General features: G+C 58.5%; 12 protein-coding genes and 1 tRNA gene. 6 read left to right on the top strand and 7 right to left on the bottom strand.

Annotated elements, in window-relative coordinates; translation table 11 throughout:
* Positions 1-64: 64 nt before the first annotated feature.
* Both ykgO and ACR3ES_RS01290 read right to left on the bottom strand, forming a co-directional pair.
* Entirely contained in the window at positions 65-190 is a 126-nt protein-coding gene (gene ykgO / locus ACR3ES_RS01295) for a type B 50S ribosomal protein L36 (RefSeq protein WP_008562923.1), read from the bottom strand.
* A gap of 91 nt (positions 191-281) precedes the next feature.
* Positions 282-356 (bottom strand) — tRNA-Val (locus ACR3ES_RS01290).
* A 147-nt stretch (positions 357-503) separates the two neighbouring features.
* Between ACR3ES_RS01290 and ACR3ES_RS01285 the strand changes: the two genes are divergently transcribed.
* Positions 504-1,364: an N-formylglutamate amidohydrolase gene (locus tag ACR3ES_RS01285; protein WP_170430690.1), complete on the top strand. Its 861-nt coding sequence runs from the start codon at positions 504-506 to the stop codon at positions 1,362-1,364.
* A 3-nt stretch (positions 1,365-1,367) separates the two neighbouring features.
* Here ACR3ES_RS01285 and ACR3ES_RS01280 read toward each other — a convergent pair whose 3' ends face one another.
* On the bottom strand, positions 1,368-2,621 hold the full coding sequence (locus ACR3ES_RS01280; protein ID WP_170430692.1) for a DNA polymerase IV: 1,254 nt from the start codon (positions 2,619-2,621) through the stop codon (positions 1,368-1,370).
* A 350-nt stretch (positions 2,622-2,971) separates the two neighbouring features.
* Positions 2,972-3,676 carry an orotidine-5'-phosphate decarboxylase gene (pyrF, locus tag ACR3ES_RS01275; protein ID WP_170430694.1) on the bottom strand — a complete coding sequence of 235 codons (705 nt, stop codon included), beginning with the start codon at positions 3,674-3,676 and terminating at the stop codon, positions 2,972-2,974.
* A gap of 149 nt (positions 3,677-3,825) precedes the next feature.
* On the opposite strand from pyrF, the gene ACR3ES_RS01270 reads away from it, so the two are divergent.
* From ACR3ES_RS01270 to ACR3ES_RS01260, 3 genes are all read left to right on the top strand, one after another.
* Complete coding sequence (locus ACR3ES_RS01270; protein WP_170430696.1) at positions 3,826-4,152, top strand: hypothetical protein; 327 nt, start codon at positions 3,826-3,828, stop codon at positions 4,150-4,152.
* 127 nt (positions 4,153-4,279) lie between these two features.
* On the top strand, positions 4,280-6,898 hold the full coding sequence (gene clpB / locus ACR3ES_RS01265) for an ATP-dependent chaperone ClpB (RefSeq protein WP_480424662.1): 2,619 nt from the start codon (positions 4,280-4,282) through the stop codon (positions 6,896-6,898).
* A gap of 130 nt (positions 6,899-7,028) precedes the next feature.
* Positions 7,029-8,054, top strand: coding sequence for a DMT family transporter (locus ACR3ES_RS01260; RefSeq protein ID WP_480493504.1), 1,026 nt, complete (start codon positions 7,029-7,031; stop codon positions 8,052-8,054).
* 130 nt (positions 8,055-8,184) lie between these two features.
* Here ACR3ES_RS01260 and ACR3ES_RS01255 read toward each other — a convergent pair whose 3' ends face one another.
* Positions 8,185-9,141: a hypothetical protein gene (locus ACR3ES_RS01255; RefSeq protein ID WP_170430701.1), complete on the bottom strand. Its 957-nt coding sequence runs from the start codon at positions 9,139-9,141 to the stop codon at positions 8,185-8,187.
* Between the two features lie 280 nt (positions 9,142-9,421).
* Here ACR3ES_RS01255 and msrP point away from each other — a divergent pair, with 280 nt between their 5' ends.
* Positions 9,422-10,324, top strand: coding sequence for a protein-methionine-sulfoxide reductase catalytic subunit MsrP (msrP, locus tag ACR3ES_RS01250; protein WP_170430703.1), 903 nt, complete (start codon positions 9,422-9,424; stop codon positions 10,322-10,324).
* 4 nt (positions 10,325-10,328) lie between these two features.
* A complete protein-coding gene (gene msrQ / locus ACR3ES_RS01245) occupies positions 10,329-10,943 on the top strand; it encodes a protein-methionine-sulfoxide reductase heme-binding subunit MsrQ (RefSeq protein WP_170431218.1) in 615 nt (204 codons plus the stop codon).
* A 133-nt stretch (positions 10,944-11,076) separates the two neighbouring features.
* On the opposite strand, the gene ACR3ES_RS01240 is transcribed toward msrQ, so the two are convergent.
* Together ACR3ES_RS01240 and ACR3ES_RS01235 are read right to left on the bottom strand one after the other, a co-directional pair.
* Complete coding sequence (locus tag ACR3ES_RS01240) at positions 11,077-12,297, bottom strand: aminopeptidase P family protein (protein ID WP_170430705.1); 1,221 nt, start codon at positions 12,295-12,297, stop codon at positions 11,077-11,079.
* Between the two features lie 160 nt (positions 12,298-12,457).
* On the bottom strand, positions 12,458-13,669 hold the full coding sequence (locus ACR3ES_RS01235; protein ID WP_170430707.1) for an ABC transporter permease: 1,212 nt from the start codon (positions 13,667-13,669) through the stop codon (positions 12,458-12,460).
* Positions 13,670-13,671: the final 2 nt, after the last annotated feature.

Below are 13,671 nucleotides of genomic sequence, written 5' to 3'. Positions count from 1 at the left end.
GATCCGGGTCACAAAAAAACCGCGCTTGGTCGGCGCGGTTCTTTCGAATCTGCGTGTGCTGTTCTCAGCCCTGACGCGCTTTGAACCTGCGCTGTGTCTTGTTGATCACATAGACGCGGCCCTTGCGACGCACAACCCGGCAGTCACGGTGCCGGTTCTTGAGCGAGCGGAGCGAGTTCTTGACCTTCATGGTCCGTCTCCAATTCCTGCGGCGCCTTCATCTGCGAAGTGGGCAGCGCCTGGGTTAGCGGGTGTCCCGGGCGTCCGGAACAGCGAATAGATGGTGGGCGGTACAAGGATCGAACTTGTGACCCCTTCGATGTCAACGAAGTGCTCTACCGCTGAGCTAACCGCCCACGAACCTTTGCGACCCCTGCCCCACAACGAAATGGGGCGCGGAACTCCGCGCCGGTAGCGGGCTCTATAAAAGGAGTCGCAAAGGGGTTCAAGGGGTTTGGAAGAACAATTTTCCAGTCTATGTTGAATGCGAAGACGGAGGGACCATGCAGACCGCAGCCTACAATTTGGATATGCCCGCAAACCGAAGCTCGTGCGCGGTCTTTTCGTCCCCGCATAGTGGGCGAGACTATCCTGATGCCCTTTTGAAGCGCACCGTTCTGAAACAGAATGCGATTCGATCGTCAGAGGATGCGTTCGTCGATCTGTTGTTCGCGCCGGCCGCGGAGTTCGGTGCACCGTTGATTGCGGCTGCTATGCCGCGCGCTTATCTGGATCTCAACCGCAGCGCAGATGAATTGGATCCGGCGCTTATTCAAGGTGCCCGCAGGCATGGGCACAATCCGCGTGTGGCGTCCGGACTGGGTGTGATCCCGCGCGTTGTGGCAAATGGGCGGGCGATCTACAGGGGCAAGCTGACGATGGACGAGGCACGATTGCGGATCGATACCTACTGGCGGCCCTATCACGCCCGGTTGAAGTCGCTGCTGACCGAAGCGCACGAGATCTTTGGTCAGGCGATACTGGTTGATTGTCATTCAATGCCTCGTGAGGCCGTTGCCATGGCCAGCACTGCGCAGAGCAAACGGCCCGAGATTGTGCTGGGCGATCGCTTTGGCGCCTCGGCCTCGGGCGAAATCGTGGACCGGATCGAGGCGGCCTTTGTCGCGGCCGGTTTGAACGTGGTGAGAAATGCGCCTTTTGCGGGAGCCTATGTCACCCAGACCTATGGCCGCCCGGGGCAGCAGCGGCATGCCGTCCAGATCGAGGTCGACCGTGCGCTTTACATGGACGAGGAAAAGATTACGCCGAATTCCAATTTCACGGCGTTTTCCAGTGTTCTGCGACAGGTGATTGCCGAAATTGCCGGCATTGGTGCGCAGCCGGTGAAACTGGCTGCGGAGTAGCGCTCAGCGTAGCGAGCGGCCTTTCACAATTGCATTGCTGCCGAACTTCAGCCGGATTTCATCCGTTGCGCGTTCGGCCTGCGATCTGCGCGCTGCCCCCGGATCCAGGAGATCTCCGGACGCATCTGCCTGATCCGCCGCGCACAGATCGGACAGGCCGCATCCCAGCAACCGGTATGGCCCCTCATCGCCGACCTGATCGAACAATCCGCGCGCGGTTCGGTAAATCCGGTCTGCAATTTGGGTGGCATCCCGCAACGACACCCGCCGGGTGAGGATTTTATGGTTGGCTTTCTTCAGCTTGAGCGTAACCACGCGCCCGGCCAACCCCTTGGCCTTGGCGCGGTCGGATACCTTGAGGGCCATGCGCCACAAATGACCGTCCAGAATATCAAGGCTGGAGGTGTCTTCGAAGAATGTCGTCTCGTTGCTGATCGACTTCATCGGCTCATGGGCCGATACTCTGCGCTTGTCCTGACCGCGGGCCAGATGCCACAGGCGATAGCCCATCGATCCAAACCGGGCGACCAGCGCCTCCTGATTCCAGCGCAACAGGTCCGAAAAGACCCGGATTCCGGCCTGCTCCAGTGACTCTTGGGCTGCCGGGCCAATACCCCAGATCAGCCGCACGGGTTTGTCATTCAGGAATGCGGCCGTCTCGGCCTTGCCGATCACCGAAAATCCGCGCGGTTTGTCCAGATCCGAAGCGACCTTGGCGAGAAACTTGTTATGGCTGAGACCGATGGATCCGGTCAGGCCCAATTCATCCTTCATACGCTTAACCAGTCGCGCCAGCATCACCGCAGGCGGCGCGCCGTGCAGGCGTTCGGTTCCGGACAGGTCCATGAAGGCTTCGTCCAGGGACAAGGGCTCCACGTCGGGTGTCAGTTCATCCATCATCGCGCGGATTTCGCGGGATACCTCGGCATAGACGGACATACGCGGTTTGATCACGACTGCCTCAGGACAGAGTTTCAGAGCTTTGAACATCGGCATGGCAGAGCGCACCCCGCGAATGCGCGCGACGTAACAGGCCGTCGAGACCACACCGCGTTTGCCCCCGCCGATGATCACCGGTTTGTCGGCCAACTCGGGATTGTCTCGTTTTTCAACCGACGCGTAGAAGGCATCGCAATCCATATGCGCGATGGACAGGTCAAAGAGTTCGGGGTGCGACGTCACCCGCGGGCTGCCGCAGGACGGGCAACGCCGTTCTTCTGTCAATAACGCAAGGCAATCTCGGCAAAGACCGGGCATCGAAGCTGTCTCGCAATCCGCACAACAGTCTGTGTGTCCTTATATCACGCCTGTCGCAGGATCAAAGGTTCAAGAAAGCTTGCAGTGTCTGAAAAGAAGCCCCCCCGCTCACAGGGCGGGGGGAAGTAACGAACCTCAGGAAGACGCGGTTCGTTGGGGAGTGTTTCGCCACCAGAATCGCGCAAATCGCTATATTTAGATAGGTTTAAGCCCGCTGCCCCATAACTTGTGGTGATCCTGTGTGCTTTGAGGCACAGGGGCGCTGTGCGCTTGCAGAGCCCAAAACTGACGTAAGGTCAAGATATTGCGAGTGTTTCCCGGTCCAGTCCGCGCCGATTCCCAAGAACCGCTTAATGTCGTGTCAAAGAATTTAACTCGGTCAGAACCGTGTCCACGGCGGCCTTAGGATCGTCAGCCTGATAAATTGGGCGACCCACGACGATGTGGTCGGCGCCTTCAAGGATCGCTTTGGCCGGGGTCGCGACACGTTTCTGATCCCCAAGATCGGCACCTGAGGGGCGCACCCCAGGGGTGACAATCAGGCGACCTTCGGCCTGCGGCAAGGCGCGGATCAGCGCGGCCTCTTGTGGGCTTGCGATGATGCCATCCGCACCGGCTTCAAATGCCTTGGCCGCGCGCTCGACCACCAATTCCCGCACGTCGCCGGGTTTGAGAAGGCTGGCATCCAGATCGTCCCGGTTCAAAGAGGTCAGGATGGTAACCGCCAAAATCTTGAGATCCTTGCCCAACGCTCCCTCTTTTGCGGCACGCACCACATGCGGATCGCCATGCACCGTCAGAAAATCCAGGTCGAACTGCGCAAGTCCTCGCACGGCGTTTTCCACAGTGTTGCCGATGTCAAACAGCTTCATATCAAGGAAGATGCGCTTGCCATGATCCTGCTTCAGCTCATTGGCTAATGCCAATCCACCGCCCGTCAGCATGCCCAAACCGATTTTGTAAAATGACACGCTGTCGCCGAGCCTTTCGGCCATCGCCAGACCCTGCAGGGCGTTTGGGACATCGAGGGCCACGATCAGACGATCATCGGACATTGCGAACGCTCCATTTTGCCAAACGCTTGCGTCGTAGCGGCTTCGGGGCGGTATGTCCATGCATGTCATCCGTGATCAAGGTCACGTCGGGTACTGCAATATGTGGTATGGTCCGGCAATCTGGTCGTTGAGAACAAAGGGGACAGCAAATGAGGAAGTTGGCAGTGCTTGGGCTCGGTCTGGTCTTGGGGGCGTGTAGCGAAGGACCGGAAAACGACACACCAGACGTCATTGTTGCGCCGCCTCCGCCGCCGACAAATGATAATTTGCGTTTGATCAGTGGCTACAGGTCTGCTGATGACTGGTGTGAAACAGCCGGCGAAACCGCGTTTACCGCCGAATTTCTGGACGATACGGCCGATCTGGTTGCCTGTCCAACCGGAAGTGACGCAGCGCAGTCTTTGGTGGCATCGTATGGTGCGCGACAGATGGCTGAAACCGGTGGCTACACGATCTATTCCGTACCGCGACGGTGAGGGCGGAATTTGCGCCATAGCCTCTTGAACCGGTTCAGATGTTTCCCAGATTGAATGTGAGGCCCAGACCGAGGCGCGCCGCCCAGCGGGCGCATCAAAACAGGGCGCTTAGGAAAAGGAGAATTCTATGGACTTGAACAAGTTCACCGAGCGGGCACGGGGATTCGTGCAAGCGGCGCAGACCATTGCCATGCGTGAGGGGCACCAGAGGCTGGAGCCCACACATATACTTAAGGCATTGATGGACGATGATCAGGGGCTGGCGAGCAATCTGATCACACGCGCGGGCGGAGCGCCGAACCGCGTGGTCGAGGCGTTGGATGCCGCGATGGGGAAAATTCCGAAGGTCAGCGGCGACGCGAGCCAGATTTACATGGATGGCCAGACCGCCAAGGTTCTGGACGAGGCCACCAAGATTGCCACCAAGGCGGGTGACAGTTTTGTGCCGGTCGAACGCGTGTTGATGGCGCTCTGCATGGTGAAATCCAAAGCCAAGGGCGCTTTGGAGGCCGGGGCAGTATCCGCGCAGAAATTGAACGAAGCCATCAATGATATCCGCAAGGGCCGCACTGCGGACACCGCTTCGGCCGAAGAGGGCTATGACGCGCTCAAGAAATACGCGCGCGACCTGACCGAGGCCGCGGCTGAAGGCAAGATTGACCCAATCATCGGCCGCGATGAGGAAATCCGCCGCTCGATGCAGGTTCTGTCGCGCCGTACCAAGAACAACCCTGTTCTGATCGGGGAACCTGGCGTCGGTAAAACCGCGATTGCCGAGGGCATGGCCCTGCGCATCATCAACGGTGACGTGCCGGAATCGCTGAAAGATAAGAAGCTGCTCGCGCTGGATATGGGTGCGCTGATCGCCGGTGCGAAATATCGTGGTGAGTTCGAGGAACGCCTCAAGGCCGTTCTCACCGAAGTGACCGAAGCCGCCGGTGAAATCATCCTGTTCATCGACGAGATGCACACGCTGGTCGGTGCCGGCAAATCCGACGGCGCGATGGATGCCGCCAACCTGATCAAGCCTGCGCTTGCCCGGGGGGAGCTGCATTGTATCGGAGCAACCACGCTGGATGAGTACCGCAAATACGTCGAAAAAGACGCGGCCCTTGCGCGTCGTTTCCAGCCAGTGATGGTTACCGAGCCGACGGTCGAGGACACGATCAGCATCCTGCGCGGCATCAAGGAAAAGTACGAACTGCACCACGGTGTGCGCATCTCGGACTCGGCGCTGGTCTCAGCGGCAACGCTGTCGCATCGCTACATCACCGACCGCTTCCTGCCTGACAAAGCCATCGATTTGGTCGATGAGGCGGCGTCGCGTCTTCGGATGGAGGTGGACTCCAAGCCCGAGGAACTCGATCAGCTAGATCGCCAGATTCTCCAGATGCAGATCGAGGAAGAGGCGCTGAAGCTTGAGGATGACGCGGCCTCCAAGGATCGTCTGGAAACCTTGCAAAAGGATCTGGCGGACCTGCAGGAGCAATCCGCCGAGATGACCGCCCAATGGCAGGCGGAACGCGATAAGCTGGCGGGTGCGCGGGATCTGAAGGAACAACTCGACAAGGCGCGGGCCGATCTGGAGATCGCCAAGCGTGAAGGCAACCTCGCCAAGGCCGGTGAGCTGTCCTATGGCGTCATCCCCGAGCTTGAGAAGCAGCTGACCGAGGCCGAAAACGCCGAAAGCAACGCCATGATGGCCGAGGAAACGGTGCGTCCTGAACAGATCGCCAGCGTTGTCGAACGCTGGACGGGTATCCCGACCTCGAAAATGCTGGAAGGCGAGCGCGAGAAGCTGCTGCGGATGGAAGATGATCTGCACTCCCGCGTCATCGGTCAGGATGCGGCGGTGACTGCTGTCGCCAACGCCGTGCGCCGCGCGCGTGCGGACCTGAATGATGAGGGTCGCCCGCTGGGTTCGTTCCTATTTCTCGGCCCGACCGGCGTGGGGAAAACCGAGCTGACCAAGGCCGTGGCGAACTTCCTGTTCGACGACGACAACGCGATGGTGCGCATCGATATGTCCGAGTTCATGGAGAAACACGCGGTCGCCCGTCTGATCGGGGCCCCTCCGGGCTATGTCGGTTATGACGAAGGTGGTGTGCTGACCGAAGCCGTGCGGCGCAGACCCTATCAGGTTGTGCTGTTCGATGAGGTCGAGAAGGCGCATCCGGATGTGTTCAACGTGCTGCTGCAGGTTCTGGACGATGGCGTGCTGACCGATGGGCAGGGCCGCACCGTGGACTTCAAGCAGACGCTGATCATCCTGACGTCGAACCTTGGGTCTCAGGCGCTCAGCCAACTGCCTGAAGGCGCGGACAGCGCACAGGCGCGGCGCGACGTGATGGATGCGGTCCGGGCGCATTTCCGGCCGGAATTCCTGAACCGTCTGGACGAGACCATCATCTTTGATCGCCTCAAGCGCGCCGATATGGACGGCATCGTCGATATCCAGATGGCACGCCTGCAGAAACGTCTGGCCGCCCGCAAGATCGAGCTGGCTTTGGACGACGGTGCCAAGGAATGGCTGGCCAACGAAGGCTATGATCCGGTCTTCGGTGCGCGTCCGCTCAAGCGCGTCATCCAGCGCGCGTTGCAGAACCCGCTGGCCGAGGCGCTGCTGGCTGGCGACATAAAGGATGGCGAGACCGTTCCTGTCACTGCAGGAACGGATGGTTTGATCATTGGCGATCGGTTGGGCACGTCCGAACGGCCCAGACCAGATGATGCTGTGGTGCACTGAACGTCTTGAACATCAAAGATGATGAGACCCGCCAACCTGGCGGGTCTTTTTGTTTGTGTTTGTTTCCGGTCGATGGCGATCGAATGACGGCATGTCCTTGCCAAAAGCGCTCCGATGCCACCGCTTGGGTTTGAAAAACGATCTCAGGCAGCCTTACGCGCAAGAAACGGGTCGCCGCCCAAAGATCGCTTCGGTTATCAAGCTGGTGTTCCTATGCCAGCCGGACCTATTGCGGATGATTCAAAAACCCAGTCAGATAATGGACTTGAAATCCATAGTCCTGCTGCTCTTGCTTGCAGCGGTATGGGGCGGCTCATTCTTCTTTGCTGAGATTGCGCTGAGCCAGGTTCCCCCGCTGACAATCACGCTCCATCGCGTGCTTTGGGCGGTACCTGTTCTTGCACTCGTCCTTCGCTTTCGGGGGCTCACCCTTCCAAAATCACCGAAAACATGGGCGGCTTATCTTGTAATGGGCGCCCTCAACAATGCCATTCCATTTTCCTTGATATTCTGGGGTCAGTTGCAGATCGAAAGTGGGTTGGCGTCGATACTGAATGCGACGACCGCCATGTTTGGGGCGGTTGTTGCAGGTATCTTTCTGAAAGATGAACCCTTGACCTCAAAGAAAATTCTCGGTGCTGCACTGGGCATAGCAGGGGTTGCATTTATCATGGGACCCAGCGCCTTGATTGAATTTAATCCAAGCAATGTTGCGCAGCTCGCGATTCTTGGTGCCACTCTTTCTTATGCGTTTGCCGGTGTCTGGGGCAAAACGGCGCTTTCAGGCCAACCACCTCTTGTGAATGCCTTTGGCATGTTGGTCGGCAGCAGCGTGCTTATGCTTCCGGTTGTCCTGATTGCGAACGGCCCGCCCAGCTTTGAGCTGTCAACCGATGTATGGGGCGCTTTGATCGGACTGGCCGTTCTTTCAACCGCGCTGGCCTATGTTCTCTATTTTGCGCTGCTGGCAAGGGCAGGGGCTGCCAATCTTTTGCTGGTGACCTTGCTTATTCCGCCGTTCGCCATTGGTCTTGGCGCCGTGTTTTTGGACGAACGCATCAAGCCCGAGGCCTGGGTCGGGTTCGCAATTATCGCTCTGGGCTTTGCCGTGACAGACGGTCGGTTGTTTTCTCGACTTATTCGAACGAAGTCATAAACCGTCGACGGGCTACGGGTGAGAGACTTCCCGGTAAAACAGCCGTGCAGCAGGCTACCACGATGTTGGTCTGACAACTTGCATACGCTTCGTGCTGAATCTCCTGGGCCGTGTGTTTGCTGCGGCGTGCCTATGTCTGCCGGCTTTTTCGCAGAGCCCGCAATTCTTCGGCGGTCATCCGCGGCCCAGAATTTGTGGTCGGCGGCGGCACTGGCTGCGGATCCGAAACCTCCGCGCCCGTTATCGGAGCCGATCCACCGCTCAGCTTCAGATAACCCAGCACCCCGCCAGCGCATTGCAGGCTGAAGCTCCACAAGGCGATGACAATATAGACCGCTGCAATGACGATCATTGCCCAATTGGGCCGAAACGGAGCAGTACCGTCAATCATCGCCTGCAAATCCTGTATCTGGCCATCGAGTATTCCGGTTGCCGCCAGCGCCAGAAGAACGACAAAGGACACCGCATAGATGATCGCCATACCCAGATAGCTGAGGACCACCAGAGCAAACAGCGGCCAGAACGAAGCCCCGAAGTTCCGGAACGGTGTATAGGAGTGATTGTTCGGGTCTCTGCCGATTGACGCTGATGCCATGGGCACCAGCAGGCAGGCCCGGATGCCGCAGATGGCAATCAACGGAACAAGCGCCAATGCCAAAAGCGGACCGGACGTTTCAAGGATTTGCGAGATTTCAGATCCTTGCGCCGTCGCAAAATCCAGCGCGTCCGGCGTGAACAAAAGCATGGCGGTGCCCAGAATCGGAAGCAGCGCCAACGCTGTAATTAGGGTTTCAAGCGCACCGTACATAAGCGCAGGCAGGATCAACTTTTTGTACCCGCTGCTGGGCCGGATGTGCCGGGATTGAAAACCAAAGCGGGCACCGACCAGAACTGGAATGACACTTGAGGATGCGCTGACCAGAAACACGATCAAGACGTTTGTGCCGGGGAACAGAAACCCGAACAAGGCCCCGATCAGCCCGCCCACCAATCCGTAGAGGACAAGGCCGATGACAAGAATCGGGAAGGTCACGACAAAACGCCACAAAATGGAGAACGAAAAGGGAATAGCGTCAATAACGAGCACGGTGACACACTCTGATCAACTTTCGGATGAGCCCGAGTTACCCAAGCGCCGCTATCGGTGCCAGCAGTTTCTGCCAATCGCGGGCAAACTTCTTGAAGACGGGGAGTAATGGGCACACCGGCCGACCCCGGCGGAATTCGATACCATTAACGGACCCGCAGGTGCCGCAAATGCAAAGGTTTCGTTACAGTCCCGTCTCTCAATCGTTACGCCGGTTTCCTTGGCTCTGTGCTATCACGCCTTAAATCACCAACCAGGTTGACTGACTTCGGAGGCCAAAATGGCACATCGCTGGACCAATACTCTGACACATGCAGACGTGACCCCCAGGGCTGCGTTTTTGAACCGGCGGCAGGTCATGGCTGGGATGGCAGGTGTCGGGCTGGCCGCGATGTCTCGACCCGTTGCAGCACAGGATGCTCTGGAGCCGAATACGTGGGAAGAGATCACGTCCTACAACAACTACTATGAGTTCGGAACTGGCAAGGACGACCCGGCCAAATATGCTGGCGCCCTGACGACCGAACCGTGGAGCATCAAGATTGACGGTCTGGTCGACCGCCCCGGCGATTACGATTTTCAGACCATCCTGTCGGAGATGACGATCGAAGAGCGTATATATCGTTTCCGATGTGTCGAGGCGTGGTCAATGGTCATTCCGTGGAACGGGTTCGAACTGGCCGATCTGCTCAACATGGTGGGCGTGCAGGAAGGCGCGAAATATGTGGCCTTTGAGACCGCGTATCGACCGGATGAAATGCCAGGCGTTCGGTTCCCCGTGCTCGATTGGCCGTATCGGGAAGGCTTGCGGCTGGACGAGGCGATGCATCCGCTGACACTTGTGGCAACCGGCATTTACGACCGTCCGATTGCAAATCAGAACGGCGCTCCGCTGCGGCTGGTGGTGCCTTGGAAATACGGGTTCAAGTCGATCAAGTCGATTGTGCGGGTCACCCTGACCGAAGATGAACCCCCCGCCAGTTGGAACATGTCAAACCCGCGGGAATACGGCTTTTACAGCAATGTGAATCCGAATGTGGATCACCCGCGCTGGTCACAAGCATCCGAGCGCCGCATCGGGGGCGGTTTGTTCGCGCGTCGGGAGCCCACATTGATGTTCAACGGTTACGAACAAGAGGTTGCCGGTCTGTATGACGGAATGGATCTGTCAGAGTATTACTGAGGTCATGCAGGCGCTGAACCAGATACTGCGAAAACTCCCCGTATGGGCGGTTTATCTGATTGGTTCCCTCCCTGCGCCTTGGTTTTTCTATCTCGCACTGACCGGCGGCCTTGGGGTCGAGCCGATTGAAGCGCTTGAACATGAATTTGGGGAACTGGCCCTCCAACTCTTGATCGTCGGTCTGGCGGTCACTCCGCTGCGTCGGCATCTTGGCCTGAACCTGATGAAATTCCGCCGAGCCTTTGGGGTTCTGACCTTTGCTTACGTCAGTCTGCACCTTCTGGTTTGGCTGGTTCTGGATGTTCAGGTGCCCAGCCAGATCTGGGCAGATATTCTCAAGCGCCCCTATATAACGGTTGGGATGGCGGCGTTTTTGTTGATGGTGCCGCTGGCGCTCACCTCGAACAACTGGTCGGTTCGTAAGCTGGGTCCATCATGGCGGGTACTACATCGCCTAATTTATCCCGCAGCTCTCCTTGGGGCGATCCACTACGTGTTACTGGCCAAAGGGTTTCAGATTGAACCGTTGGTCTATCTGGTGATCATTCTGGGTCTGCTGGCCTTGCGACTTCCGATTCCGGGTCAGTTGTTTCGCCGGTACCGGGCCGATTCCACCTGACTCCCATCCACCAAATGCCGGGATTGAACAGCTGAGGCATTGTCCCGGTCGCGGTTTTCCAGACTTACCAATCTCCATACCGATACCAACCGTTACACGGGGAATGGGGCGCACCCTGCGCCCCACCCAAAGATCAGGCGTTGATCACGTTGTGGTCGGGCCCATACGGGAACCCCGTGATGTTTTCTGCCCCGTCTTCGCCCACCACCAGAATATCGTGTTCGCGATAGCCGCCAGCACCGGGTTGGCCTTCGGGGATCCACAGCATCGGCTCGATCGAGACAACCATGCCCGGCTCGAGCACGGTGTCGATATCTTCGCGCAGCTCCAGTCCGGCTTCGCGCCCGTAGTAGTGGCTGAGAATACCGAACGAGTGGCCGTAGCCGAACGAGCGGTATTGCAACAAGCCCTCATCGGCAAAGAACCGATTGATCTCGGCAGTGATGCCCGAGCAGGTGGCACCGGGCTTGATCAGGCTCAGGCCCAGTTCGTGCGCCGCGACGTTGGCCTTCCACAGGCGCAGGCTGTCCGCATCGGGTTCGCCGAGGAACAGAGTACGTTCCAGCGCGGTGTAGTAGCCTGAGATCATCGGGAAGGTGTTCAGCGACAGGATATCGCCCTTTTGCAGCGCGCGTTTGGTCACCGGGTTGTGTGCGCCATCGGTATTCAGACCAGATTGGAACCAGACCCAGGTGTCGCGGTACTCAGCCTCAGGGTAGGCGCGGGCAATTTCCGCTTCCATCGCGTCGCGCCCGGCCATGGCGATCTCGATCTCGGTGGCGCCTTCGCGGATCGCTGCGTGGATGGCGGCCCCGCCCACATCTGCGGTACGTGCGCCACCTTTGATCAACTCGATCTCTTCTGCCGACTTCACCATGCGGGCAAGCATTGTATCGGGCGCGATATCGATCAGCTCTGGCCCGCCCAACATGTCCAGCGCCGTGTTGCGTGCAGCAAGCGTTATGTGGTCGCCTTCGATGCCAATCCGTTTGGCACCGCCGATCAGGCTGGCCACTGCCCGCCAGTAATTGTCGCGCTTCCAATCGGTGTAGATGACATTTTCATCGACCGAACGACGCCAGGGCTGACTGGCATCGATGTTGGCGGAGACGGTGGTGCAGGCGTCTTGCGTGACGACGCAGCCATAAGGGCGACCGAAAGAACAATATAGAAAGCCCGAGTAGTAGGCGATGTTCTGCATTGAGGTCAGCAGAACGGCGGGTACATCATGCTTGGCCATGATCGCACGCAGGGTGCCAAGACGGCGGTCATATTCACCTTTGCTAAAGGGCAGTGGGGCTTTGTCACCGTTGTGGCAGGTGAAGAATTCGGGGCGTTTTGGTGTGTCTGTCATCACAAGGTCTCTCATCTTTGCCGGGCGGCAAACCCGGCCACTTGTCCCGGCGTTCAGGACAGGCGGTCTCGGGGTCCGAGAGCCGATCAACCCTGTCGCTCCGCGACGCCATCGCAGCAGGGTTGGACGGATGAATCGTTAGATCAGTCAGGTTGCTCCGTCAAGCGGGAGAAAGCCCCCGCAGACGTTCCGAACGGCGCCGCAACAGTTCGACGGTGGTCAGCAGCGCGATGGACAGCACCACCAGGATTGTAGCGACGGCCAGAATGGTCGGGCTGATCTGTTCGCGCAGGCCGGTGAACATCTGCCACGGCAGGGTCTTCTGGCTGGCGGATCCTACGAAGAGGACAACGACCACCTCGTCGAATGACGTAATGAACGCGAACAGCCCGCCCGAGATCACGCCCGGCAGAATCAGCGGCATCTGAATTTTAAAGAAGGTGCGCACCGGCCCGGCACCCATGTTTGCTGCCGCGCGCGTCAGTGATCTGTCAAAGCCAACCAACGTGGCGGTCACGGTGATGATCACAAACGGAATGCCAAGGACCGCGTGGGCGAGGATCACTTTCAGATAGCCCACGAAGTTTTTGTTCATGCCCAGTGTGCCTTCGAGAAAGCGGCCGATGTCGCTGTAGAAAAAGAACATGCCCGTGGCCGAGATGATCAGCGGCACAATCATTGGCGAGATCAGGATACCCATGATCGCGCGCCGTCCCGGTACATGAGACTGGCTGAGACCGATGGCGGCCAGAGTGCCAAGAGTTACCGAAATCACCGTGGCGATTGGCGCAATGATCAGCGAATTCCTGAAGCTGCGCTGCCATTCGTTGTTGGTGAAGAAGTCGCGGTAGTGCTTCAGCGAGTACCCCTCGGGGTCCAGGCGCAGCATCTCGGGTGTGAACGTAAAGAAATCCTGCGCGTTGAACGACAGGGGCAACACCACAAGGATCGGTGTGATCAGGAAGACAAAGACTGCACCGCAGATCACGCGGAACAGGTAGTGATTGAATACCTGCCGCCCGGTCAGGTAAGGCAGTAATTTCCGGCGATAGCGGCCCTCGTACAGCCAGTAGATGAACCAGACAAAGAACCAGCCCCCTAACAAGCCAAGGATGCCGCCCATCAGCCCGGAAAAGAGGAACCCGACCAGGCCAAAGCCTAGAATATTGATCCAGCGCGCCAGGCTCTCGTTTTTTAGGACCGTGATGTAGACCCATGCAACGGCGGCGATCAGGACTGCGCCGCCTAAGATGCCAAGCAGGATCGAGCCGTTGCCTGCGCCGACAAAGATGCCAGCAAAGGCGCCGGCCAGCGCAACGCTGGGCAGGACCATGGACAGAGGTTTGCGGGATATCGGTGTCAATGCGGCCATGT

Source organism: Ruegeria sp. B1 (assembly GCF_056535885.1).
Note: the sequence above shows the minus strand (reverse complement) of the source record. Positions and strands in the feature narration are given on the sequence as shown.

Coding starts and splice junctions, on each gene's coding strand:
- ykgO (WP_008562923.1), bottom strand. CDS start 190: ATGAAGGTCAAGAACTCGCTCCGCTCGCTCAAGAACCGGCACCGTGAC.
- ACR3ES_RS01285 (WP_170430690.1), top strand. CDS start 504: ATGCAGACCGCAGCCTACAATTTGGATATGCCCGCAAACCGAAGCTCG.
- ACR3ES_RS01280 (WP_170430692.1), bottom strand. CDS start 2,621: ATGCCCGGTCTTTGCCGAGATTGCCTTGCGTTATTGACAGAAGAACGG.
- pyrF (WP_170430694.1), bottom strand. CDS start 3,676: ATGTCCGATGATCGTCTGATCGTGGCCCTCGATGTCCCAAACGCCCTG.
- ACR3ES_RS01270 (WP_170430696.1), top strand. CDS start 3,826: ATGAGGAAGTTGGCAGTGCTTGGGCTCGGTCTGGTCTTGGGGGCGTGT.
- clpB (WP_480424662.1), top strand. CDS start 4,280: ATGGACTTGAACAAGTTCACCGAGCGGGCACGGGGATTCGTGCAAGCG.
- msrP (WP_170430703.1), top strand. CDS start 9,422: ATGGCACATCGCTGGACCAATACTCTGACACATGCAGACGTGACCCCC.
- msrQ (WP_170431218.1), top strand. CDS start 10,329: ATGCAGGCGCTGAACCAGATACTGCGAAAACTCCCCGTATGGGCGGTT.
- ACR3ES_RS01240 (WP_170430705.1), bottom strand. CDS start 12,297: ATGACAGACACACCAAAACGCCCCGAATTCTTCACCTGCCACAACGGT.
- ACR3ES_RS01235 (WP_170430707.1), bottom strand. CDS start 13,669: ATGGCCGCATTGACACCGATATCCCGCAAACCTCTGTCCATGGTCCTG.